Annotated in this window: 20 protein-coding genes; 16 read left to right on the top strand and 4 right to left on the bottom strand. The window is 51.4% G+C overall.

The window, feature by feature from the left end:
- The first annotated feature begins 7 nt into the window (after nucleotides 1–7).
- From AAE484_RS02360 to AAE484_RS02295, 14 genes are all read left to right on the top strand, one after another.
- The gene (locus AAE484_RS02360) at nucleotides 8–1,522 is read left to right on the top strand and encodes an XrtA system polysaccharide chain length determinant (protein ID WP_341936725.1); all 1,515 of its coding nucleotides are present in this window, start codon (nucleotides 8–10) and stop codon (nucleotides 1,520–1,522) included.
- Nucleotides 1,523–1,540: 18 nt separating this feature from the next.
- Nucleotides 1,541–2,356: a tyrosine-protein kinase family protein gene (locus AAE484_RS02355; RefSeq protein WP_341936724.1), complete on the top strand. Its 816-nt coding sequence runs from the start codon at nucleotides 1,541–1,543 to the stop codon at nucleotides 2,354–2,356.
- Nucleotides 2,357–2,388: 32 nt separating this feature from the next.
- Complete coding sequence (locus tag AAE484_RS02350) at nucleotides 2,389–3,726, top strand: hypothetical protein (protein ID WP_341936723.1); 1,338 nt, start codon at nucleotides 2,389–2,391, stop codon at nucleotides 3,724–3,726.
- Nucleotides 3,727–4,200: 474 nt separating this feature from the next.
- Nucleotides 4,201–4,851, top strand: coding sequence for a fibronectin type III domain-containing protein (locus AAE484_RS02345; RefSeq protein WP_341936722.1), 651 nt, complete (start codon nucleotides 4,201–4,203; stop codon nucleotides 4,849–4,851).
- Between the two features lie 150 nt (nucleotides 4,852–5,001).
- Entirely contained in the window at nucleotides 5,002–7,620 is a 2,619-nt protein-coding gene (locus tag AAE484_RS02340) for a tetratricopeptide repeat protein (RefSeq protein WP_341936721.1), read from the top strand.
- A 203-nt stretch (nucleotides 7,621–7,823) separates the two neighbouring features.
- A complete protein-coding gene (locus AAE484_RS02335; protein WP_341936720.1) occupies nucleotides 7,824–8,552 on the top strand; it encodes a PEP-CTERM sorting domain-containing protein in 729 nt (242 codons plus the stop codon).
- A gap of 150 nt (nucleotides 8,553–8,702) precedes the next feature.
- Complete coding sequence (xrt, locus tag AAE484_RS02330) at nucleotides 8,703–10,178, top strand: exosortase (RefSeq protein ID WP_341936719.1); 1,476 nt, start codon at nucleotides 8,703–8,705, stop codon at nucleotides 10,176–10,178.
- 3 nt (nucleotides 10,179–10,181) lie between these two features.
- A complete protein-coding gene (locus tag AAE484_RS02325; protein WP_341936718.1) occupies nucleotides 10,182–11,321 on the top strand; it encodes a glycosyltransferase family 2 protein in 1,140 nt (379 codons plus the stop codon).
- 67 nt (nucleotides 11,322–11,388) lie between these two features.
- Entirely contained in the window at nucleotides 11,389–12,528 is a 1,140-nt protein-coding gene (locus AAE484_RS02320; protein ID WP_341936717.1) for a glycosyltransferase, read from the top strand.
- Nucleotides 12,512–13,858, top strand: a complete 1,347-nt coding sequence (locus AAE484_RS02315) for a phenylacetate--CoA ligase family protein (protein ID WP_341936716.1) — start codon at nucleotides 12,512–12,514, stop codon at nucleotides 13,856–13,858. Before AAE484_RS02320 ends, AAE484_RS02315 begins: the two co-directional genes overlap by 17 nt.
- Nucleotides 13,846–14,754 carry a glycosyltransferase family 2 protein gene (locus AAE484_RS02310; protein WP_341936715.1) on the top strand — a complete coding sequence of 303 codons (909 nt, stop codon included), beginning with the start codon at nucleotides 13,846–13,848 and terminating at the stop codon, nucleotides 14,752–14,754. The genes AAE484_RS02315 and AAE484_RS02310 overlap by 13 nt, the downstream gene beginning before the upstream one ends.
- Before the next feature lie 191 nt (nucleotides 14,755–14,945).
- A complete protein-coding gene (locus AAE484_RS02305) occupies nucleotides 14,946–15,734 on the top strand; it encodes a polysaccharide deacetylase family protein (protein ID WP_341936714.1) in 789 nt (262 codons plus the stop codon).
- A 44-nt stretch (nucleotides 15,735–15,778) separates the two neighbouring features.
- On the top strand, nucleotides 15,779–16,849 hold the full coding sequence (locus tag AAE484_RS02300; RefSeq protein WP_341936713.1) for a glycosyltransferase: 1,071 nt from the start codon (nucleotides 15,779–15,781) through the stop codon (nucleotides 16,847–16,849).
- 16 nt (nucleotides 16,850–16,865) lie between these two features.
- Nucleotides 16,866–17,867 (top strand): glycosyltransferase, encoded by a 1,002-nt coding sequence (locus AAE484_RS02295; protein ID WP_341936712.1) that lies wholly within the window; start codon nucleotides 16,866–16,868, stop codon nucleotides 17,865–17,867.
- A gap of 180 nt (nucleotides 17,868–18,047) precedes the next feature.
- On the opposite strand, the gene AAE484_RS02290 is transcribed toward AAE484_RS02295, so the two are convergent.
- Nucleotides 18,048–19,259 (bottom strand): IS256 family transposase, encoded by a 1,212-nt coding sequence (locus AAE484_RS02290; RefSeq protein WP_341936711.1) that lies wholly within the window; start codon nucleotides 19,257–19,259, stop codon nucleotides 18,048–18,050.
- Between the two features lie 52 nt (nucleotides 19,260–19,311).
- Nucleotides 19,312–19,845 (bottom strand): hypothetical protein, encoded by a 534-nt coding sequence (locus tag AAE484_RS02285; protein WP_341936710.1) that lies wholly within the window; start codon nucleotides 19,843–19,845, stop codon nucleotides 19,312–19,314.
- Nucleotides 19,846–20,186: 341 nt separating this feature from the next.
- Here AAE484_RS02285 and AAE484_RS02280 point away from each other — a divergent pair, with 341 nt between their 5' ends.
- Together AAE484_RS02280 and AAE484_RS02275 are read left to right on the top strand one after the other, a co-directional pair.
- Complete coding sequence (locus AAE484_RS02280; protein WP_341936709.1) at nucleotides 20,187–21,284, top strand: acyltransferase family protein; 1,098 nt, start codon at nucleotides 20,187–20,189, stop codon at nucleotides 21,282–21,284.
- A 339-nt stretch (nucleotides 21,285–21,623) separates the two neighbouring features.
- Nucleotides 21,624–22,745: a hypothetical protein gene (locus tag AAE484_RS02275; protein WP_341936708.1), complete on the top strand. Its 1,122-nt coding sequence runs from the start codon at nucleotides 21,624–21,626 to the stop codon at nucleotides 22,743–22,745.
- A gap of 254 nt (nucleotides 22,746–22,999) precedes the next feature.
- On the opposite strand, the gene AAE484_RS02270 is transcribed toward AAE484_RS02275, so the two are convergent.
- Nucleotides 23,000–24,313 (bottom strand): O-antigen ligase family protein, encoded by a 1,314-nt coding sequence (locus tag AAE484_RS02270; RefSeq protein WP_341936707.1) that lies wholly within the window; start codon nucleotides 24,311–24,313, stop codon nucleotides 23,000–23,002.
- A complete protein-coding gene (locus AAE484_RS02265; RefSeq protein WP_341936706.1) occupies nucleotides 24,314–25,426 on the bottom strand; it encodes a glycosyltransferase family 4 protein in 1,113 nt (370 codons plus the stop codon). It abuts the gene before it with no gap.
- Between the last annotated feature and the right edge of the window lie 208 nt (nucleotides 25,427–25,634).

Raw genomic sequence — 25,634 nt, 5'->3', positions numbered from 1 at the left:
TTCATTTATGGATAAAACTTTTATAACCGATCTTCTCAACGCTCTTAAGTTTGAGGCGATCCGCTTTCGGGTGTTGTATGTACTGCTGTTCATCGCAGTCTCCTTCGCCATTCTGGCCGCTGGCTACTTCTGGCCCAACACCTACCGAACCGAAGCCCTGCTGCAGGCCGACGAAAGCAATATCATCGAGCCCCTGCTCAAAGGTCGCGCTTCGGTGACGGATGTGGATCGGGCCACTCAGGCGCAGGAGACCCTCTACACCCGACGGGTCATGGAGCAAGCGGCCGAGCAGGCGGACCTGGTGGGGCGCAACGCGGGCGATGAAGCGGTGAGCAACGCCGTGCGGCAGATCCGCAGTGGCCTGAATGTCATCACCGAGGGCAAGAATCACTTTCGGGTCAGCTATGGTTCATCCGACCCGGATCAGGCGTTCAGTATCCTGAATGCCGTGGTGAACGTTTTCATTCAGGATACGGCCCGCCGCAAGCGGGAAGAGAGCGTGGGCGCGTTCAACTTCATCGATGCCCAGGTCGAGTCCTACAAGCGCCAGCTCGAATTGGCCGAAGAAAAGCTCAAGAACTTCCGGGCCCAGAACACTGACGGAACCGAGGCGCAGGTGACCGCGCGCATCAATCAGCTGCGCAATGATATCGAGAGCCTGAAGCTGGAGATTGAGGAATCGGAATCGCGGCTTGTCTCGGTAGAGCAGCAACTGGAACAGGAAAGCCAGTATCAGCGTTCGCGCGGCAAAGCAGATGAGCTGCGCGACCGTCGTCAGCAGCTGACCTCCCAGCTCGCACAGCTGCGGCGGATCTACCAGGACAGCTACCCGGATGTGGTCACGCTGCGCCAGCAGATTCAGGACGTGGACGAAGAAATCGCCCAACTCGAGTTCGCCGGCGATGCTTTCAGCCGCTCGGAAACGGTGGAAAACCCCCTGTACGAAGAGCTGCGCAAGCAGAAGTCTTCGGCCGAAGTGGAGCTCAGAGCCCAGAGGCGGCGCATGGACTCCCTGGAGCGTCTGCTGGAGCAGGAGTACGAGCGCGCCGAGCGGGTCGCGGCCAACCAGGCGGAGCTGTCGGAGCTCACCCGGGATATGAACGTCAACCGGGATGTGTATGAAGAGATGTTGCAGCGCAAGGAGTCCGCCCGTCTGTCCATGACTCTGGATATCGAAGGCCAGGGGGTGCGTTACAAAATCCAGGATCCGGCCCGCTTCCCGCTGGAGCCTACCGGTCTGCGCTATGTGCATTTTGCCTCGGCCGGACCCTTCCTGGGCTTCCTGGCACCGCTGGGGCTACTGATTGTGTTCGTGTTGCTCGACCCCCACATCCGCTCGGCCCGTAGTCTGCAGAGCCAGTTGCCCGAAGGGGTGGACATCATCGGTGTCCTGCCGCACTACCACACGCCCCTGAGTAAGCGCCTGATGCGCAAGGACATGGTGGCGCTCGTGGTGCTCTGTATTCTGGCCATGGCCGCCTACATCGGGCTGGGAATCACCTGGTACGACGTGAAAAATTAGCCCGCAGGGGAGCGCATTATGAATGATGAGAATCAGGGCCCTGAAGCGAAAAAGTCGGGCATCAATCTGCGAAATTTTATCGAGAGGATGGAAACCGTGAAAGAGCACCAGCCTCAAGACCCGCTGATCAAAAACGCTGTTTCCGAGCACCGCAAGCGTGAGCAGATCAAGAGCATGGCCACGCCGGTCATCTGGACTCAGGAAGAGCTGTACGAGAAAAAAGTCATCTTCTCGGGCATGCGTGAGCGCGAGCTGCTCAACGCCTTTCGCGAAGTGCGCATCCGATTGTTGCAGAAGAGCAAGTCCGACAATGTGGTGGCCCTGGTGGCCTCCATTACCGAGGGGGGCGGTGGCACCTTCGCCGCCTTCAATCTGGCGGCCACCTTCGCGCTCGACCGGCACAAAACCGCCCTGTACGTGGACTGCAACCCTTACAACTCCAGTGCCGAGGCGTACACGGTGGCGCCTGTTGAATATGGCCTCACCCAGTACCTGCAGGATTACACGGTGCCGCTCAAGCGCATCATCTACCCCTCCGGGGTCGAGCGCCTGAGGGTCATCCCTTCCGGTGCCGGCAGTGACTCGGCGGCGGAGTTCTTCAACTCCAAGCGCATGGAAGTGCTGATTTCTGAAATCAAAACCCGCTACCCGGATCGTTTTATCGTCCTGGATGCTCCACCGGTGCAGTCCACCACTGAGGCCCGAATACTGGCCCAGTACTGCGATCACGCCCTGTTGGTCGTCCCCTTTGGCAAAACCACCGGCTCGGATGTCATGGCCGGTATTGATGCGGTGGGTCGCGACAAGTTTTCGGGGTTGATCTTCAACCACTAAACGCCTTTGCGGGCGAAGGAATGAAACCGCTCATGAACACATCCAACTATTACCCGGGGGCTCGTGGTTCGCGCCCCACGCCCCTGACGGGAACCTGTTCGGCCATGGTGCTGCTGGTCGCCAGCCTGGCGCCCTCAACCGTTGTCTGGGCCGATGGCGAGTGGCAAAGCAGCGTCTCGCTCCAGAGCGAATACACCGATAACGCCAATCGCTCAGCAACCGACCCGCTCTCCGAGCGCCAGGACGAAGTGCGCCTGAGCACCGGCGGCTCCTACGAAAACAGCCTGTTGGAGGTCAGCGCCAACTATCAGGCCAGCGAGACCTATTTCGAGAAAGACAGCCAGGAGAACCGAAGTCAACTTCAGGGCGAAAGCAGTCTGCTGCTGGGCAAGCCCCACCAACCGCTGGATTTGCTGGTCAGTCACAGTCGGCGAATGGTGCTGAACGCTCCGGACGATCTGGATCTTCTGCGCAACAACGATGAACGGGACATTTTTACCGTTTCACCCAGCGCCCGTTGGCGCTCCGACGGCGCCGACACGGTCATTCTCCGCGCTACCTGGGCCGATATCGGGTATCGGTTTACCCCCCAGCGCGACTCAGAGCGCACCAGCGGCAGTCTGAGCTGGGAGAGAGAGCTGTCTCAGACCAGTCAATTTAACCTGAGCGCTCAGCAGTCCGACGTCAGTTTCGACGCGGCCCCCTTTGCCGACTACAAATACAACGCCGCCTACGCGGCCTACAGTACCCAGCTGCGGCAACTCGACTACCGAATTCAGCTGGGGTACAACGAGAGCAAGCCCGAGCTGGGCGAGGGGCTGTCCAGCCCCGCCTATCAGTTGAACGTCGGTTATGATTCAGGGCCGCATCAATGGAACTTCAACGCCAGCACGCGGATTACCGATAATTCCGCCGGTAGCGGTAATGAAGAAAGCTTTGAAGGCTTCAACCCCGGCGACGCTTCCTCCGGCAGTCTGGACCAATTGGAGCGCACCTCAGGCGAGCTTTCCTGGCAAACCCAGGTGGTGTGTGGTCGTTGTTCCCTGTCTGTCTCGTTTTACTACCAGGATGATGATTACCGGGTGGAAGCGGAAGATCGCCAGCAGTCCGGCATACGCATCAACCATGACTACCGCCTCTCCTCGCAGGCGAGCCTGGGCTTCTCCCTGGATCGTCGCAACCACAGCTTTGCCCCCGACGTGGCGCGAGAGGATTATCGTTCCAACCGGGTGGGGGTCAGCTATCACTACCGGTTTGTCCAGGGGCTGGAATTGAGTGTCTTCTCCAATTGGCGCGATCGCGAGTCAGACGGCCCCGCCCCCAGTTACGATGAGCTGCGTGGTGGTCTGGGGCTGACTTACAGCTTCTGATTGGCCGTTCTTGCTCCTTCTACCCTCTTTTTTCTGTTTGCCTGACCGCTTCTCCCGATAAACCTCTCTGTGTCGTCTCCAATGACGCCACTGGGAGTTGTTGTGTCTGTCACTATCCTTCCCCTCCGTTTCAATTGTTTCCGAGCCCCCCCTGTGATATCGCTTTCGCGCCCAAGCAGAAAATCTGTGCGGTGGCGCACACTAGAGACATTTCTGTCTCGAAAATCCTCATAACTTCGATTACCCTTGTTGCCGTTTCGTCGACCGCAAAAAGCTGCTTATAACCATAAATTTTAGAGCACCTTCATTCCCACAAAACTGGTCGTCACAAAAGCTGCGATCTGGCGCGCAAAAGCGACAAAAACCCTTTAAAAGTAGTGAAAAAGTCAAAATCCGGTGGTAAAAAGCTTCGTAAGGAAAACCGACATGACGGAATTCTTGACACGAATGCCCAATTAGCACCGAGACCTGACTATGACAAATCGCGCCCCACAGATCTTTCGCCGCTCTTCGGCCGTTACCCTCTGCGCTCTGGCCAGCCTGTTTCTGGCTGCTTGTGGCGGCGGTGGAGCTGGCACTGATAATTCCCGTTTGGGTGACACCGTTCCTTTCTCGGAGAGGCCACCCTCTGGCGATCAGGCTGGTGGTCAGAGCACCAACGAGCCGCAAGAGTCAGAACAGGCTTCTTCCCCCGAAACTGACACCAACGAGCCGGAGCAGACCGCTTCAGATGATGAGAAGATGGAGTCCGACCCGACGACCGATGATTCCTCCTCCAGCTCGTCAGAGCCGGATTCCGGGGGCGACGAGACAACGACAAGCGATGATTCAGTGGCTGACTCTGAAGAGTCCGTAACGGTTGAAGACGGCTCGGTGACCCTGGAGTGGTACCGTCCCGATTATCGCGAAAATGGTGACCTCATCCGGGACGGAGAAATCGGTGGCTACGAAGTCCGCTATCGTCAGGTCGGCGCGCAAGAGGCCGAGTCTGTCGTGCTGGACGGTGAATGGGAGGTTGAATATCAACTGGAGGGGCTCGAAGAGGGCGAGTACGAGTTTTCAGTCGCCGCCTATGACACTAATGGCTTGTACAGCGAATTCGTCAGCATCAGCCCTCTCCAGTAAGGCCACCAATAAGGCCATTTTATCGAGCGCTGGGCCTGCCTATCCGGCGCTTTCTGTCAAATTTCCCGGCATGTTTCAACCCCCGTCCTCGCGGCGTATACTTCCTTCAGAACTGCCTGATAATAAGGCCAACCAGCTGAAGGGACCACCATGCATACTCAGCTCTCTCGTTGCCTCCTGACCGTTCTTCTTGTCGCCGCCGTTACTGGCTGCAGCAAAGAAGAATCCAGCCAGAAAGCCGAAGACTACCTCAATCGCGCCGAAGCCTATCAGACCCAGGGTCAATATCGGGCCGCGATGATCGAAATCACCAACGCCATGAATGCCGCACCACAAGAGGTTCAGTACCCCCTGGTGCTGGCCGAGATGTATATCGAGCTCGGTGCCGCCCGGCGGGCCTCCTCACTGCTGGAAGACTATGCGGACGAACACCCTCAAGAAGTGGCACTGACACTCGCCGAGGCCTACCTGCTTCAGGGCAAGTTCCTCTCAGCGGAAGAAACGCTTGAGGGCTTTGAGCCGCAGAATCCCGAACAGGAGCGGTTGGCGGCACTCTATCGCGCCGATGTGGCTCGTATCCGGGGCAATCTGGAGCAGAGTGAAGAAGCCTACCGGGCGTTGCTTGAACAATACCCGGACGATCGGGAAATCCGGTTACGGCTGGTTGAAAACCATATGTTCCGGGGACAAGCCGATGCGGCGCGGGAGTTGTTGGCGACCTTGCGCTCCGAGCATCCCGAAGATGATGAGGTTCTCCAGCTTAGTGCCGTCGTCGCGCTGCAGACCAACGACCTGGAGCAGGCCGAGAATTACCTGTCTCAGGCACTGATCCATACTCCCGAGGCCGACATCATGCTGCCCGACCGGGCCGCAATTCTCGAGCTTTTATCCGAAACGCTTACCGCCCAGGGGCGCACTTCTGAGGCGCTGGTGTACAGCAAGGTTCTGGCAGAAGAGTCTCCGGACACCATTGAGGCCCAGCAACAGCTGCGCGAGGCTGTGTCAGCGGCAGGCGCCGGGGAACTGGAAAAGGCAGAAAGCCTGCTGCAGGAGCTGTTGGAGGAAAACCCGGACAGCCAGCGTGCCGCCTTGTTATTGGGTATGGTCAACCTGCGTCAGGGCAATCTCAATGAGGCTGAGCCGTTGCTGTCAGAGAGTGTCGATGTCGAAACGGCCAATACGGAGCTGATTCGCGCCACTGCGATGGCTCAGGCCCAGAGCGGCAACGCCGAGCTGGCCTTGCAGACACTGGAGCGATCACTGAAGGCCCGCCCGGACGAGCCGGTGTTAAATTCGCTTTACGGTATGCTGGCGCTGAATGTCCCCGGCTATGAGCAGGATGGCTACCTCAGTCTGCAAAAGGCGCTGGCACAAGACCCTCACCTGGGCGGCGTCCGGCTGGCCCTGGCCCGTTACCATCTGCGCCGCGAAGAGCCTCAGCAGGCCATGGCCCAGTTGCGCAGCGCCTTCAACTATCAGCCGGCCGACTGGGATGTGACCAACGTCTATATGAACCAGCTGCTGGCCCAGGGGGAGCTGGATGAAATGGCCGAAGCGGTCGCCACTCTGAAAGAAGCCGCCCCCAAGGCGCGGGAGACCGAGCTGTTTGAGAGTCAGTACCTGTTCCGCAGCGGCAATCAGGAACGGGCCGTTCGCCAGCTTCGCGCCCTGATCCAGAGCGACCCCAACTATGCCCGCGCTCATAGCGTGCTCACCCAGATGTATCAGGAGCAGGGCCAGTCGCGCGAGGCATTGGAGTCGCTGGAGCGCCTGTTGGCGCTTGAGCCTGCCAATGACCAGGCCCTGAGGGCGGGCGTCGGCATCATTGCCAACAGTGAGCTGGAGATGGACCCACAGGCCTGGTTGCGCGACCTCGCCAACCGTAACGAGGCGCTCAAACCCAATACCACCGCATTGCGCGCCATGCTGCATCGCGATAATGGTGACCTGGAGCGCGCCGCCAACCTGATGTCCCGCTACAAAGGCGAGCGCAACAACTATGTTGAACAAGTGACGGCTTTGGTTTACCGGGACCGTGCCCGGCAGCTGGCCAGTGAAGAAAACTACGATGAAGCCCGGGCGCTCCTCTCCAAAGCGCTGGAGAGCTTCCCCAACAGCAAGACTCTCAACCTGGACCTGGTCCGCCTGGAACTGGCAGAGGAGCGCTACGAGCAGGCCAACCTGCTTCTGGATGACCTGAAGGAGCGCCACCCCGAGGATGCGGACATCACGTTGATGCAGGCGCGCGCGACCCAGGCCGAAAAAGGCAATGAGGCGGCTTATCAGCAGCTGCGCGATGCCTGGGAGGCGAAGCCGGACGACCAGCTGGCGTCGATGCTGGTGGGTCTGGCCCGGGAACAGGACCCGGAGGCTGTTGGCAAAATTTTACAGCAATGGGAAGACGTGGCGCCCGAGAGCCGCCGCCGGCTGCTGTTCATGGCACAGGAGTATCAGCGCCAGGGTGACGAGGCCGGGGCGATAGTCGCCTATGAGCAGCTTCTGGAGCAAAACCCGAACGATCCCTTGGCCATGAACAACCTGGCGTGGCTGCTCAAAGACAAAGAGTTGCCACGCGCTGCGGCACTGGCCGAGAGAGCGGCCCAGCTGCAACCCGACTCTGCCGCCATTGTGGATACCTATGGCTGGCTGTTGCATCTGCAGGGCGACGATGAGGCCGCTCTGGAGCAATTGGAGCGCGCCGCCGAGCTAGCGCCCGAGGTTGAAGAGATCCAGAAAAACCTCGAAACCGTGCGCAACGCCAGCGAGTGAGAGGCTCGTAAGTGGCAGCATTTTTTGTCGATAAAGCTTACATGGGCCGAGTTTCCCCAAAAGAAAAACTTTGTAATTCATTGATATTAAAGGATTAAAAAACGTTGGTATGGCCATTGCAGACTAACGGGTAAGGCTTGACTACAGACACTGGCCTAAACGTTAGACATTTGAACAAACGTATCCATCAAAGGACGGACACCATGAAACTCTTTACTAAAACACTTTTCGCGACCAGCTTCTTATTTGCCGCATCGGCGCAAGCGGTCACAATCAACGTGCACGATGATGCCGCTGCAGGCTGGGCCTCTTTCAACGCTTTCTTGGGCACCACCGTCGCGACCGAAGATTTTGACGGCTTGGGTGGCACTCAAGTGATTGGTTCCGGGGAGCATGACTCCTGGGAAAACAAGGCCTCTAGCTTCAATACCAATGTGGGCGTGTTTACATTGAATGAAGTTGGCCAGGCAGGCTCCAACGTTCACAACGATGAGTTGATGATCGAGAGCCAGGAAACCGGTGAGTTTGGTCGCCAGGATCTGCCCAAGGCCGAAGACGACTTTTGGTTGGACAGCAACGACGCTCGCAAGGTGACCTGGGATTTCAGTGCACCCGCTGGTAGCTGGTTCAACGCTGTGGGCTTTGAGCTGGCCGATGCGTCTGACGTTTCTGCCGACCTGACCCTGTGGTTCAGCGATGGCACTTCATCAACCATCAAGTATCCTCAGGTCAACGCCAACTTGAAGTTTGTCAGCATTTACAGCGATACAAACATCCTGGGCGGCTCATTGGTCTTTGACAACAGCACAGGCAACGACGGCTGGGGTATTGATAACGTGACTCTGGGCACACTGCCAGAGCCAGGCACCCTTCTTCTCATGGGTCTGGGTCTTCTGGGTCTGGGCGCCGCACGTCGCCGCACCGCCAAGTAAGGTGTAAACAAACACCTAAGCAGTAGAAAAGCCGGCCCAGTGCCGGCTTTTTCTTGCATACAAAGTACAAGTTAAGGCGAGCCGGGTGCACTGTTCAAAAATGCGACATTCAGGTATCATTTCAAAGAATCTTCAGCCGGGTTAAGTCGCATGGAAGTAGAGCACTCAGCGCATGGCACCTCCTCCAGTCTTTGGCGTCCTCTTCATCAATATCTCCCGCTATTCCTGCTTGCTGTGTGGGTGCTTCTGTATTGGCCAACATTCGAAGGGCTTTATGCTCGCTGGGTAAAATGGGACGAGGGCATGGCGCACGGCTTGCCTGTAGCCATTCTGTTTGTTTACCTGCTTTATAAAAGCCTGCCATGGACACCGCTGCCGACCCGGAATGCAACCTGGTGGGTGAGCGTCGTTGGGTTGGCGCTGGGCTCCGCCGCCTGGTATGTGTTCTACGCGGTCAATGTCACCATTCTTGAGCAGTTGATTCTTCTTCCTTTACTGGTTTTGCTGTTGGCGGCGGTCTTCGGACTGAAGCAAGTATTCCACCATCGATTACTGCTTCTGTTCCCCCTGTTTGCCATCCCGGTCTGGGATTATCTCAACGATCCGCTATTGGCCATGAGCAGCTTTGTGGTGGGCGAAATGGTGCGCCTGGCCGGCATGCCGGCACTCATAAAAGGCAACAGTATTTTCATACCCCATGGGCATATTCTCATTGCCGATGGTTGCTCCGGGCTTCGCTATTTCGTCATAGCGCTGACCATGGGCTATCTGATCAGTTATCTGAACCGGTATTCCGAGCGCCAATTGCTCGCCGTGCTTGCGGTCGCGGCCATTTTTGGCCTGATCACCAACTGGATCCGGATTTTTGTATTGATCGTCATTGGCTACCAGACCGAGATGCAAAGCCCATTGATGTCGGACCATGAGTATTTTGGCTGGGGGTTGTTCGCGTTGATCTGCCTGCCGGCAATTTATTACGCGCCCGTCGTCAAGCGTGAAGAAACCGCTGGTATGACCGCGCTCAGCCCCACAAAGGGCCTGTCGGTTCGCGCCTTGGTGCCTGTTCTCGCCCTGGCATTGGGGCCTATAGCCAGCATGGCCGTCGAGCTTGAACCCGAAGCGACGCCCTGGCGCTCGTCCCTGGCAAACCAGGGGGTCGCTCAAGTGGCCAGAGACATGCCTTCACCGCTCCAGGTACCCGACGGAGGGCAGTCAGAGGCAGCACTGTTAAACACCAGCGGTGTTTATATCCAGGTGGATGAGTATCAGCGTACCAGCTCGGCCGAAAAACTGGTCCCGCCCATGGTCAGACTCTACAACAGCGACAGTTGGACCCAGGAGCAGCAGTGGGACGACCGGGTTGCCGGACAGGCCGCGAAAGTGAGTATCCTCCTGCACAAGGCCGGAGGTCGACGCGTCGCTCAGGTGCAGTGGTTTGAAGTGGGTGGCTATGTTGCCACCTCTATTCCTCAGGCCAAGCTCTGGCAAATTCCCGCTGTTTTACAGGGCCGAAACAATTTCCGGATTGTCACTTTACAAGCCCCCTGCCTGGAGACAGACTGCTCCGAGGCAATAACCAATTTGAAGCAGGCCGCCGAAGGCCTGGAACTGAGGGAAACCCACTAAACAATGCAAGTATTATTCTGGTTCAGTGCCATATTGCTTGGCTATATCTATTTCGGTTATCCGCTCCTGTTAAGGTGCCTGCCCAAACGGCCTTTAACCTGGGAGAATGACCAGGCACCACAGCCGTTGGTTACGGTGCTTATTCCGGCGTTCAATGAAGCGGCGGTTATTGAGAGCACCATTCGCAACAAGCTGGCCCAGAATTACCCGTCCGATAAACTCGAAATCATCGTGATCTCGGACGAGTCCGACGATGGCACCGACGATATCGTCAAGCAGCTGTCAGAGGAGGACGCCAGGATCAGACTGGTCCGCCAAACCCCTCGTCAAGGCAAAACCGCAGGGCTGAATAAAGCGGTGGCACAGGCGAATGGCGATATCATTATTTTTTCTGACGCCAACAGCCACTACGAACAAAATGCAATAAGTGCACTGGTACGATGCTTCAATGACCCGGGCGTGGGCTACGTCACGGGGAAAATGGTTTATGTCAACGAAGAGGGCAACCTTGTCGGTGACGGTTGTAGCGCCTACATGCGCTACGAAAATCATCTTCGGGCACTGGAAACCCGGGTCTCCTCGGTGGTCGGCGTCGATGGCGGCATTGACGCCATCCGTAAAGATCTCTACCAGGAGATGACCCATGACCAACTCCCCGATTTTGTTCAGCCGCTGAAAGTGGTCAGCCAGGGAAAGCGCGTGGTCTACTGCGAAGATGCGCTCCTGCAGGAGGAATCCCTGACCGATTCCGGCTCCGAGCTTCGGATGCGGGTACGAGTCTCGCTCCGCGCCTACTGGGCCATGTGGGACATGAAACACCTGTTCAACCCGAAGAATTACGGGCTGTTCTCCCTGCAGATCATCTCCCATAAGTTGCTGCGCTACCTGGCCTTCATACCCCTGTTGCTCGCGCTGCTGGCCAGTCTGGTCCTGGCGGATTACCACTGGTTCTACACCCTGGCCGCGCTGGGTCAGCTGGTGTTCTACGGAGCGGCCGGTTACGCCGAAGCCAGCGGGGGCAGCCAGAGCCGTTTGCTGGGGCTGGCGCACTATTTCAGCCTGATCAATCTGGCCTCCATGATGGCCTTTATCCGGTTCGTAAAGGGCGAGAAGATCGTGATGTGGAAACCGCGCGGCGGTTGATAACGCCCGGGGGCCATCCGGATACCAAATTCCAGGCATGCATTTTCAAATATCGAAAGGATCCTGAGTGAACATCGTTTTTCTGGTCGATTCCCTCCACAGCATTGCCGCCGGCAGCGAGCGACAGATATACAAGCTGGTTGAGGGTCTGGTAAGCAGCAACCACCAGGTGAAACTGGTGCTTCTGCGCCACACCGCGTTTACCCGAGGGGGCTTTGACTTTCCCTGCCCGGTTGAGTGTGTAGAGGTTACCCGTATCGCCAGCCTGTCGGCGGCCAGGAAAATGCTTGCACTCAGAAAGAGGCTCAAAGGCCAATCGGTGGACCTGGTTCACGCCTACTTTCCAGACAGCTGTTTGCTGGCACCTTTGTACCTCAAGAGCCAACGCCTCAAGGTCTTCACCTCGCGACGAGACATGGGCCTGATCTACAAAGGCAAGCCGGCCGCGCTGTACCGGCTGCTGCGCCACCGGACCGATGGTGTAATCTCCAACTCCCGGGCCGTGGCGGCCCTTGTGCGGCGCAAAGAACACCTCAGTGCGCACGCCAGCTTTGTCGCCTACAATGGCATTGAGCCCTATGAAACCGGATCTGAGGGTGACGGAACACCCATTTACCGATCCCCTGAGTCGATCAAGCTGATATTGGTCGCCAACATCAAGCCCGTCAAACGTACGCTGGACGCCGTAAAAGCTGTCGGGCGCCTGATGGAAAAAGGGCATTCCGCCGAATTGGCCCTCGTGGGCGAGCCCCAGGACAAGGAATACGTGGAGCAAATCAAGGCCTACATTGCGGAGTTCGGCCTGGAGCGAGCGATACACTGGTTGGGCCAGGTACGGGAACCGCGCCGGCTACTGCGGCAGGCCGACGTCGGACTGCTGATATCAGAATCCGAAGGTCTGTCGAATACTCTGATGGAGTACATGCAGGCTGGACTTCCCGCCGTGGCGAGCAACGTGGGCGGCAACCCGGAGCTGGTTGAGGATGGAGTCACCGGCAAGTTGATAGCTAAAGGCCAGGTAGAAGAGCTTGTGAGCACCATCAGCGACCTGGCCTCAGACGGCGACCTTAAAAAGGCGATGGGCGAGGCCGGTAAGCGTAAAATTGCCGAGCAGTTTTCCATCACGGCCATGGTTCGCCATCACGAGGACGTCTACTCCTCTACCACGCGACAGAAAAGGGGCGGTGCTAATGAATTCGCTGGATAAAACCATAGGCAAGCTCGCCTACCATCTTTGGGACACCAAAGAGGGCGGTAGACGTTTGAAAGAATTCAGGCACCTGAAGACGGCGCAGTACCTCAGCGACAATGAGCTCCAGCAGCTTCAATCGGAAAGGCTTACCGCGCTGCTACGCCACGCCCACAAGACCAGCCCCTGGTACCGTCCCATCATGGAACAATCAGGAATCGACCTGACGGCGACGACCACGCCGAGCGACTTGCGACACCTGCCAATTACCACCAAAGCGGACATTCGCAACAATACCGAGCGGTTTATCAGCGACGATTACGATATCCAAACGCTGAACCGCGCCAAAACGGGCGGGTCAACCGGCGTCTCACTCAACCTCTATTTTGACGAGCGCTGTCAGCAATGGCGCAATGCCGCGCAGATGTATGCCGACAACCTGGCCGGCTGGGAGCCGGGCACCCGGGTGGCCGCCGTCTGGGGTAATCCGCCGGTGGCCAAAACGCCAAAACAGAAGCTGCGCTCCTATTTGCTGGAGCGAACGATCTACCTGGATACGATGGACCTCAACCCGACTTCCATGGGCGCTTTTGTCGAACAGTGGAAGTCGTTTAAACCCGCAGTGATCTTCGGCCATGCCCACTCGATCTACATCTTTGCCAAGTTTCTGGTTGAAAGCGGCATCGCTGACTTGCGACCTAAAGGAGTGGTCGCCACCTCCATGATGTTGCTCGACCATGAGCGCAGCGTCATTGAACAGGCCTTTTCGACCAAAGTCACCAACCGGTACGGATGTGAAGAAGTTGGGCTGATCTCCGTGGAGTGTGAAAAGCACCAGGGGATGCATATCAACTCCCCCCACATTATCCTCGAGTCCCTGGATGCCAATGACCAGCCAGTGCAGCCAGGCGAACCCGGGAAACTGGTCCTCACAGACCTGAACAATTACGCCATGCCGCTGATTCGCTACCGAGTGGAAGATGTCGGCGTGCTCAGCGGAGAGCCGTGCGAGTGTGGTAGAACGCTGCCCCTCCTCGACCGGTTGGAAGGACGCGTGGCCGATTTTCTCAAGAAACCCGATGGTGGCCAGGTGGCAGGCGTTTCCCTGGTCGAGCGAACCCTGACCAAAGTTCCCGGCGTGGAGCAAATGCAGCTGATCCAGGAGCAGTTGCATGAAGTCAAAATCAGGCGTGTCAAAGGAAAGGACTTTTCAGCGGAGACGGATGACCTGCTCATCGACGAATTCAGGGAAGTATTTGACGAGTCGGTCCAGCTGATTATTGAAGACGTTGACAGAATCCCTCAGGAAGCTTCGGGAAAGTACAGGTTCTCAATATGCAAAGTGTAGGGTCTGATAAGCCTTTAGTGAGCGTCGTTGTGGCGAGCTACAACATGGGGCAATACCTTCAATCGGCCGTTGACTCTGTACTTCAACAGGAATGGGAGCCAATCGAAGTCGTTGTTGTAGATGACGGCTCCACCGACAACACGGAAGCCGTAATGCAGCAATACGCGAGTGATTCTCGCGTAACCTATATCAAAAATGAAAATCAGGGGCAGCCCAAAGCCAAAAATTGTGGCATCAGGCACACGTCAGGAGACTACATTGCCTTTTGCGATGCCGATGACCTTTGGGAGCCGTATAAACTCACGGTCCAGATGCCTCTTTTCGACGATCCTGATGTTGGCATCGTGTACAGCGAAGTCAGTAATATCGACGAACATGACCAGCGTTATGAAACGCCCCCTGCTTATACTAGGTATACCGGGAATGTCACCAATGAACTGCTGACCAAGAACTTCGTACCATTTGGGACAGCCGTGGTAAGGCGCGCTTGTATCGAGAAAAATGGGGTGTTCGACGAACAGTTTCGAATGGGTATCGACTGGGATCTATGGCTACGTTACTCACTGGATTGGGAGTTCGCCTACACGCCAGAACGTACCTATATATATCGAGAATGGTCCGGCCAAATGTCGAGCAACTATCGAGGACGCTACGAACACGCTTTCAGAATACTCCAAAATTTCGTTGAGCAACACAAAGAGAAACTTAATCCCCATCAGGTGAGGCTGGCATGGGCCGATACGTATGTTAATCAGGCGAATGCCATTGCTATCCATGAGGGTAAAATTTGGGAGCCCTTGAAAGGGTATGTCAAAGGAATATCCCTGTCGCCAACATACTGGGGCGGCTGGCGATCGTTGATTAAATGGACTCTGGGAATGCAGAGAAAAAAATGAATATCAAAAGGCAGCTGATAAGATTGTTGGAAATAAGCGGGGGGTTGCGGCTGAGTCGGTACCTCAACCGAAGTCGCCCCATTATATTGATGTATCATAGAGTGCTCAGCGATCCCCTGTTGCCTGGAATAAATCCAGACGTTTTTTCCAGACAGCTAGAGTATCTCAAGCGGAACTTTCGCGTCATTTCAATGAATCAACTGATTGATGAGTTGAAGAGTGATACGGTCCAGCCTTATACGGTTGTTATTACCTTTGATGATGGTCACCAGGACTTCTATACAAATGCGTGGCCGATCTTAAGACAGTATGACCTTCCGGCATCAATTTTTGTGGCGACTGGATTCATCGATAACCAGTGCTGGTTATGGCCGGACTTGTTACGCTATGAACTCATGAATGCCAAAGTCCCCTCCATTGAGGTAGAGGGTATCGGCTCACTTTCTCTGAGTCGGGATGACATATTGAACACCTGGAATAGCTTGGGCGACTACTGCCTGAAACTCGCACCGGCGGACCGCAAACAATTTCTCGATTCTCTCGGCGATAAACTGGGCGTTCCGCGGACGCAGCATCCCTTACCTCCCTTTAATCCTCTAGGATGGGACCAGCTAAGAGAAATGCGGGATCAGGGGCTCGATGTTGGTAGTCATACTGTATCGCATCCGATACTCAGCGCTCTGTCCCGAACGGAGCTCAAAGAAGAGCTTGAAGCATCCTATAACCGAATCCATCAGGAGCTTGGCAGCCCGCCCGACGGCATCTGCTACCCAAATGGTATGGCGGAAGATGTATCCGAAGGCGTGGAGTCTGTTGCCAGACAACTATACAACTACGGGTTGGTGGCCTACCCAGACAAAGTATCGATTGATCGGGTGATGCACTTAGGCCGATGGGCCGCCTCCAGCGATTTCACACGGTTTAAGCAGATTATGAACAGCATCAGTCGCAATGATAATCACAGTGGGGAGTATCGGTGAGGGTCGTTCATATTATAGACAGCGGCGGAGTCTACGGAGCGGAAATGATGCTGATACACCTATGCAAAGCACAGCAAGAGCTGGGGCTGGATGTTGAGGTAATCAGCATTGGCAAAAAGAGCGACCCGGAAAAGCCAATCGAAAAGAAGTTGGCGTCAGAAGGAATTCCGCACAAGAAATGGCGAATGCTGCCGCTCCCTGACTTCAGAGAGTCGCTTAAGATAGTTCAATACTATCAGGAAACCGGTACCAACATAATCCATTCACACGGATACAAAGGCAATATACTGCTGGGATTACTCCCAAAGTCCAGGCGCCGTATTCCCATGATCTCCACTGTGCATGGTTATACCAGCGGAAAGAAAATGGGAAAAATGGCACTATACAAGATGTTGGACAGATACGCTCTTAACAGAATGGATGCCGTAGTCTTGGTCAGTGAGGGGATGCGACACCAGCTTCCTGGTAACAAACTGAAGGACAGGCTCCATATCATCCCCAACGGGATACCACTAGATACCCCGGAGAACCAGAATGAACCCATAGAGTATTTTTCGGACAAGGACTTCAAGATTGGCGCACTGGGCCGACTGTCTACCGAGAAGAACTTCGAGCTGTTGATCCGCGCCATGCCCTACGTCCTGAAGGAAGTTCCTAACGCTAGGCTGGTCATCTATGGGGAAGGTCAAAAGCGAAGTGAACTCGAAGGGCTAGTTAAACACCTGAATCTGCAAGATTATATTTTTTTACCAGGATACTTGGATAATTCCTCCAGGCTCTATAGCCAAATTGACGTGTTTGTCAATTGTTCCCTATCTGAGGGGATGCCGATAACCTTGATTGAGGCGATGAAACAAAGCTGCATGATGGTGGCATCCGATATACCAGCTAATAGAGCGCTTTTGTCAAAGGTCTTAAGTGGCCGACTAATTGTTAAGCTTTCGGAGGATAGTCTATCAGATAAGATCATTGAAGTTAGCCAAATGCAGCACAGCCAAGCGCAAGCGGCTAAAGATCAAGCAAAAAAGCTGTTTATCGAAACGTACACTTCAGACGCAATGGCAAGGAACTACCGAGGGTTATACCATTCAATCAATGGATCCCGTCAATCCTAATTCAAGGTGAAACAGAGTGGGAAATAGAGAACCAGTAACATTAAATAGAAGCGCCGCCTGGATTACCTGGGAGATCCAGGTAAGAAACAGAAGTATGTCTCGCGAACTAGGCGTTCCCCTGTTTGAGTTAATAACGAAACGGAAAGGGATAGTTCGCTATGTAGAACTAAGCTTAAAGACGATTGGCGTAATATCCAGAGAAAAAGTAAAAGTACTGTTTGTCCAGAATCCATCAATTGTATTGTCTTTATTGGCTGTTTTGGTTAAACCGATATTCCGTTTATTCGTGGTTGTGGATGCTCATAACTCTGGGATTCATCCCCTCGCGGGGAAAAGTAGAATTCTCAATAGAATTGCCAAAATAATCTGCCGAAAATCAGATATTGTAATCGTAACCAATCCTAGCCTCGAGATCATAGTTCGGGAAGTTGGCGGAAATCCATTTGTAATGCCGGATCCGATTCCAGAGTTTGAGTGCGATCCAGGTGATACCAGTAGCGTATCCGAAGATTATATACTGTTTATATGTACGTGGTCAGAAGATGAACCCTATGAGGCTGTGATTGAAGCCGCTCGCAGCCTGGAAAATGAAATCACTATATACGTGACCGGAAATTACCAGAATAAGCTGTCATATGATGAAATCCAAACCATGCCCAAAAACGTTAAATTACTGGGCTTTGTAAGCAGTGATGAATATATCCAGGTTTTTAAAAAAGCTATAGCTGCTATAGACCTGACGACCAGGGAAAACTGTTTGGTATGTGGGGCATATGAGGGGATATCGTTGGGGGTCCCCATGATAGTGAGTGACGATGAAGAAGGGCGAAAGATATTTACAAAAGGGTTTTATTTTACGAACAACGACGCAGAGGGTATAGCGACTTCGATACGAGATTCAATATCAAATAATAAAAGAATGAGAGAGAAAATTGAAGAGCTACGAGGAGACCATAGGGATTATACCGAGAAAAATATAAATAAGTTAGTTCTAACTATAACGGGAAGCTCTAATTAGTATTCAAGAATTAATATTTAAGGACTCGAAAAATCAACACTCTAAGGGTCGGCCTCGGGTAAGGCGTCCACTGCACATATTTCGAGATACCCCCCGTTTTGTAACGGAGGGTGTTCAAAAATCTGTGTCAGACAAGGCGATTCATTTTCTCGCCAGTTTCAAGTGTAGCGTGATTTCGGTTTAAAGATCCAGATACGGCTCGATTCGATCTTCGAAGTGAATCACCAGTTGCGACAGTGTCAGGTTCCAGTTTTGCACAGGATGGGTCCACTTTTCCGAAGCGTTGAGGATGCCTGCATAGAGCAGTTTTAGAAGGCTGTTTTCGTTCGGGAAGCCGCCCTTGGTTTTGGTCAGTTTGCGGAACTGACGATGCACCGCTTCCACAGCGTTGGTGGTGTAGATGGCCTTTCGGACATCTTCAGGGTATTTGAAGTAGACAGACAGATTGTCCCACTTCTTGCGCCAGGAGCGGATGACTACCGGGTATTGCTTGCCCCACTTGGCGTCCAGCTCGTTCAGAGCGGTCTCCGCGGCGCTCTTGGTAGCGGCTCGGTAAACCGCCTTGAGATCGTCCATGAAGGCCTTCTGGTTCTTCGAAGCCACGTACTTCATCGAGTTGCGGATCTGGTGGATGATGCACTGCTGGACCTCGGTCTCGGGGTAGATGGTTTCAATGGCTTCTGGGAAGCCAGTGAGGCCGTCGACACAGGCGATCAGGATGTCCTTGACGCCTCGGTTTTGAAGATCAGTCAGCACGCTGAGCCAGTAATGAGCGCCCTCAGCGTCCGACAGGTACAAGCCGATCAGCTCTTTCCTGCCCTCGATATTCAGGGCTAGAATGGTGTAAATGGCCTTGCTGACATAGCGGCCGTTTTCCCGGACTTTGTAGTGAATCGCGTCGAGCCAGACAATGGGGTACACCGGGTCCAAGTCACGCTCGCGCCAGCTCTCCAACTCCGGTAGAAGTTTGTCGGTGACGGCGTTAAGCGTGCCATTGGAGAAGTCGATATCGTAGAAGTCTTTTAGGTGCTCACGAATGCTCTGATAGCTGTTGCCGTGGGCGTAGAGTGCGATAATCTTGCGCTCCAAATCGTCAGTCAAATGGGTCTGATTCTTCTTGATGAATTGGGGGTCGAAGGTGCCCGAGCGGTCTCTGGGCGTATCGAGCTCAAAGCTGCCAGAGGCTGATTTGACGGTCTTGGAGGTGTAGCCGTTCTTGCGATTAGGCTGCTCGTCATCGGCGATATGCTGCTCTTGCTCGGCCGTGAGCGCCGCTTCGGTGAGCTGCTTGATCAGTGGGGTCAGAAAGCCGTCCTTGCCGTTCATCGGCTTGCCGGCCTTCAGGTCCTCCAGGGCTTGGTTAAGGTCAAAATCGATGTCTTTTCGGGACATGTGTCATCTCCTGTTTTGCACAGTTTAGGGAAATGACACAGATTTATGAACACTACCTTGTAACGACCAAGATTAGCGACAAAAGGAAAAGAAGCAATGCAGAGGGTTCTTCTACGGTTATGACGTTTTTTCTATCAAATATGGATGAAACGCCAAACTGATAGTCATCAAAGCTAAAAAAACCTAACGCATCTGGACCCTTGGTTCCTAGTCCAGATAAAACGTCTACATCGGGGGAAGAAACCTGTACTTTCCATTCAGAGGCAAAAAATTTGCCGACATCATCTTTGCTGATTAAATCGAGAGGGCCGAAAAGCGCGAACACTTCATAAAAACCGGAAGCCAGCTCATTTGGTGATTTTTGGACAGTCTCGCGTCCGTTGAATATCCATAATCTATCTAGGAAATCCATTTGCAATCTAAGTACGTCATAAGAATCGACATCAAAAACAATTTCCATATTGGCTTCAAACGTTTCACCGCTTTCGATATTGTCCATTCTACTTGAAATATCGTATTTGATTAAAGAGGCCTGTGCGCTACATGAAAGAAGACCTATTGCTATAAGTGAATTCCATTTGTTCATGTTATTTCTCCAATGAAGAATTCCAAGGCACTAAAATTGATACTAAGAGCATTTTTGAAAAACACAAATACTTAATGCTTTTTAAAAAAATAATTTAGATAACATAATGGAATTATGAGCATCTGCGATCAGGGTGAGAAACATTACGTGTCAAATAATCAACGGATCAGTTTGTTGTCGCCAAACGGTCCCGGGGATTAATAACGTGTGCTAGACTTTTTCGTTAATTGCCTGCCACACAACTGATAAACAGAGGTTGATTAACGTGATAATACTAGATGGGACATGTTAAAAATTATGATTAAACTCGACTTCAATTTAATTTATATGGGGCTAGGATATTGATAAGTTCACCCTCAAACGATAGGTCACCGACCAGATATCTATGTATTGATGGTTTAAGAGGTGCTGCTGCATTGGCGGTTGTGCTATATCACTTGTCTGGAAATTTGAAAGAGGAGTTGTCAGCAGTTGCGCCGGGTTGGTTTATAACGATCACTAGCTACGGATATTTAGGTGTTCCCGTTTTCTTTGTTTTAAGTGGTTTCGTCATAACTGCAAGTACAAAATCGTATGGCGTAACTCTTGGATACTTTGGGAGGTTTGCACTTAAACGGTCTCTCCGATTGGATCCACCCTACTGGGCAGCAATAGGATTAGCCTCAGTATTTCTAATTACAAAGCGTGAGCTTGGATTTGATATAACAACGCCTGATGCTAAAAATTATATGGCCCATGCATTTTACTTGCAAGATATACTTGACATAAATCCAAAGATAAATGTTGTGTTTTGGACGCTTTGTCTTGAAATACAATTTTATCTTTTTTTTGTGCTATCGATACTGGTGACATCCAAAATCAGTGAAAAGTCGGGCTTGGTAAATGAAGTATTTGTCAATGTCTTTTCTTTCTTCCTGGTGATTACTGGATTGGTTTCACTGCTGGTCTATTCTGATTACCTGGCGATGGAGTCGAACGGGTGGTTTATCCCCTACTGGCATTTCTTTGTGCTTGGTTCGCTCACGTATAAAGCAACGTGTAAGAAAGGAGTGCATGTATTCTGTTTGATTGTGTTTCTAATTTTAGAGGTGGGGACGGTTGTCTATTCTGATGAAGATGCATATATGGCCGCTGCCATATCCACTTCTATATTTATTTCCTTCATGGCAACAATAAATAAACTACAGAATGGATTAAGCTGGGCGCCCTTGCAGTTCCTTGGAGCTATCTCCTATAGCTTATACTTAACCCACCCCGACATCGGGTGGAAGACGATCTCTATCGTTAAACTAATTTTCCCCGAGGAGGTGCATGGGTATTTATCCTTTCTTGTATATACTTTAGGAGTAATATCTAGCATATTTTTCGCCTATGTTTTCTATATTGTGATAGAACGAAGTAGCCACAAGCTATCTAGACGGATAGTAATAAAAAAATGACTTCTTATGCACATGTTGTGGCAGCTCGATTTAGTTGGTCGCTTAATCAGTGCTGGCGGTGACTTCCTTAGCCAGGATCGTTGTCGCCTCTATCAGCATAGGTTGCGTGAGTCAGATGATATGAGCGACAGCCCTTCCCTTTAGGTTTTGAGTAACACTCTCTACACCCTTAAATAAGGTGATTACCGCATGGCTTTGAAGATTTCAGCGTTATTGAACAAGAACACGAGCGCTTATAACCGCTGCCCTGATAGTCTGCATTTTTATGCCGGAAAGAGTATAAAGAGTGATCCAGTTATGCGAATGCGTTCGCATTAAACAGAAGGGTGCGTTCGTATAATGTTGAAATCGCCGGCGCGGGATAAAGATGTAGAAGTTATCTGTCTAATAGCTGAAGGCTATATGGCAGCAAATACTATTTTGAGGTTAAATATGAATCCATATAGGTTGGTCCCATTTATACTTTTGAGCTTTTCCTTTTTCGGAGCAAAAGCAGATCCTGTGATAGAGGACTTTAAGTTAAATAGTGACGAAGGTTATATAGAAATATTCGGTAGTGGCTTTGGAGACAAGCCTAATGCGAAACCATTGCTGTGGCTTGATTTTGAGTCTGGAATAGATTTTAGCTTGTCACGTACAGAGCTTTCTATTGACGATATTAATGGAAAAATAGTTAGTGATCCAGATAATCTGGATAACTCCGTTCTGATCTACGATGCTAAGGGCAATGGTTCTGGCGGTCCTGAAGACATTGAGTTTGATTCGGACAAACTTTTCATTAGCGTCAAGAGATATTACAATTTCGATATTGACGACCCTGAGCTTACTGGGTCTTCTGGCGGACTTAATTTAAAAGTTTTGCGACTTTGGGCTAGTTATACATCGCCGGATATCAACAATATCTACCTTGGGTACCAGGGTACAGAAGGGAATAATTCGGGGAGAATATATGCCGAATACACTGGGCAAAGTACGAACTGGGTTGGCAGCACGGCACCTCAAAAGGGTTTTGATTGGCTAAACGAAGAAGTTATTTATGAGGCCAGTAACATAGACGCTCAAAATGGAATATTTCAGTATATTAGGAATGGAAAATATGCGAAGTCGACAGAGGCAAGGCATCGGACATCCGATAGGCCAAAACGGTATGGGGTTCTGGTTTTTGACCAAGTAAGTAATTATTCATTGTCGTCTCCGTTGGAAATAATGTACGACGATATTTATGTGGATGAGTCGTATCATCGCCTAGTGCTAACTGACTCTAAATCGGCCGATAAATATTCAGAATCTGTTATTCAAATACCAATAGAGTGGAGTGATACATATATTAAGGCTAAGGTGAGAACCAAGAGTATTAATAACGGCAATCAATACTTACACGTATATGATGGCAAAAACGTTAGCACAGCGGAAGGTTTACGCTTTTGCCCGGAATGTCCTGTAGCTCCTATAATCCCTTAGTTGCTAGTTATTTAGATATATATTCCTGCTTATTGACAAGGAAGTCTTGGCAGAACTGACGTTGCCCATGATGAGTTACCTTCCCTCCCGTTACTACCTCTTATGTAGTGGTCAAGTTTTTTCGCGTAAGCGCCAATCCAACCACCCATTACCCGACCTAAACCGAGCCAAATAACCTCCCAGCTCTCAATAATGGGAGGTTTCGCCTGTCGTAACCGGGTGGTTGGTTAGGCGCTTGCTAAACAACTTCTGAGTCAAGTTGATACGTTCCGAGATCCCTCTCGGGGTGATCGAGAACCAGTGCTAACCTGTGACTTGAGTTTTTGGCGATAATTACCCCAAGACAATCTGGTAAGTACAGCAGAAAATCCACCAAATAGGTACCATTCATAGCTCGATAAGCCATAACTAGCGAAGCTGAACAGGAAGTTCATGACAAGCCATACCTGCATCGCTGGTAGGCATTTTTGTAAGAAGGAGGAAGCATTAGGGTCGCTATTGACTGATCTATTCGTAACCAAAAATCCTTTATAAATCTCTTTCGCATAAAGGATGAATATGATTAGACCAACAATACCCAATTCCTGAAATATTTGGAGCCAGAGGTTGTGTGATATCTGATCTCGGCCTCCAATGTTCCAATTTGCCTCTCGTGAAGTCCCCAGTCCATGGCCAAAGATGGGTTTGGCCATGCCTACTTGAAAATCCCGCTTTAGTCCTGTCAATCTTCCTTCCGCAGATTGCGCACTCTTTGTGTCTTCGTCGAAGATAGATAGATACCTGTCTTGTTGTACCGGATTTAATGAAGCAAAGAAGATTGCTATACCGAATATTCCGATTACAGAAAGAATAAACTTCTTGTTGCTCTTTAGGAAAATAACCCCATATATAATAGCGACTGCGAGTATTCCAGAGCGAGAAAGCGTCAATGACATTGTATACAATAGGATTGGCAGTAGGGACCAGTAGATCAACTTTCGCCAAAATCCATCGTTACCAAAGAGATAGTGGTAAAATGGCAATACCGTTGCTATTAAAAATGCCAGTCCATTTGCGTTGATCACGTCGTAGGGAGATCCGGCTAGTCTATCGACGCTGTCCCAACCAAAGGTAGTTACTGATCCCCAATAATCTTGCGTTATATTTAGGTATAATGGTTCAGCTATTCTAAACGTGTTTGCCAGCAAGAATGTGTAGACTACGATCTTCAATCGTTTTTCATTCAAAACAAGGCTGTAAGTAAAAAAGAAAAAAATGACCGCCTTTACGAATTCTGGAAGCCCCTTACTTAGTACTGATCCGGGCCATGTGACGAAAGGAAGCACCAGTATTGAATAAATAAACATTATTTTTAAGTATTTTGCGATCCGCTGCTCATCCGGTTTTTGTAATTTTGCTCCTATTATTAGTACAAATATACAAGCGACTAAAAGCAAATCCAGGCGTATGTCCCCTAGTATTGAAACTCTTGCAGGTATTCTTAGGAAAAAACTGATTATATAGACTACAAACAGAGCGAAGGCTAGTTTAGTGGATTTTATATCTCTGGAAATAATGTCGTGCGTCATTTATCTAATTGCCAACGTTGAATAGAGGTTTTCGTAACTACTTCTAGTATCTTCGACACCGTAGCGTCCCTTTGCGACCAACGCATATTCTTTAAATGTGTTTTTGGGCCCCGAAACTATTTTCAAGATACCCTGCTGTAGGGATTCAGAGCTGGCAGGTTCTACCATGACGGCTGGTGTTTCTGCACATACTTCTCTAAGTCCTATGCAGTTGCTGGCAACCAATGGTACACCCGCCACTAGGACTTCCATGGGAAGAAGGGGGCATGCCTCCCACAGAGAGGGCATGACAACGATGTCACAGCCCGTTATGTATGGGGCCGTATTCGGAACTGAATCATAAAAGTGGAATAGATGCGATAGACTTTTTTTCTCTATGTCAATTTTTTCTTCACGGATGAAGGCTCCGCTTCCAAAGCATGCTACATGATACAAACCCGGGCTTATGGCCTCTAACTTTTCAATGGCGCCTACTAAATATTTAAATCCTTTCTGAGACATGAATCGCCCGAAAAATCCTATAAGAACGGTTTCTTGAGATAACCCTAATTTTTCTTTGAGATTGACAGGTTCCGCACAATAAAACCGATTTGTTTCAATTCCGTTTAGAATAACTGTACATTTTTTTTTATTTAGTGAAGGAAGGTGCTCAATTAAATTGCTTTGAGCGTCAAAGGATACCGATTGTACTATGTCGTACCTATTCAAAGTAATTGACAACAGTATACGTTTAACTCGCCCCTTAAAACCTGAGAATTGCTTATGGTTGAGTATGTCGTGGGAGGTAAAGATTGATCGACATTTCAGAAATGGCAGCTTCCAGCCAATTGACAGTGCCGAGGTGAAACCATGGGCGTGTATCAGATCAAAATTGACCAAGCCCGTGATTTTACTCGCCTTCTCTGCAAACTCCTTGAATGAAGGGGACGACGTTGTCGTTTTATACCAGGTGCAGTTAATGTTTTCCAACTGGCCCACTAAGGTAGCTACTTGTGGCATGTCAGGCGTTAGGATATGCAAATCGAGTTCCGGGTCGCTCCACGCCGAATAGATATAGCTGATAAACGTTCGTATTCCGCCCACTGGCCATCTAACTACCAGAAAAACCTTCATATACTCGGCTCCAAGTTTTTTCCTTACTCAGTAAAGTGAGCTTTGCTCATTGTGTATCTTGCCCGCGTTCTAACTCTTCGTTGAGAACGGTTTCCAGCGGTTCGGGAGTTTAATGAACAATCGCAAAGTGTCTTCTCATAGCTGATGATATTAATGCTTTTAAGCTTGGCGTACTAGCCCCAAATGAGTTTAGTTGTCGCCCTTCCGG

The sequence above is a fragment of the Marinimicrobium sp. C2-29 genome, from assembly GCF_038419845.1.
In the GTDB taxonomy this organism is placed as follows: Bacteria; Pseudomonadota; Gammaproteobacteria; order Pseudomonadales; family Cellvibrionaceae; genus Marinimicrobium.
This window is presented reverse-complemented; position numbering and strand designations above follow the sequence as displayed.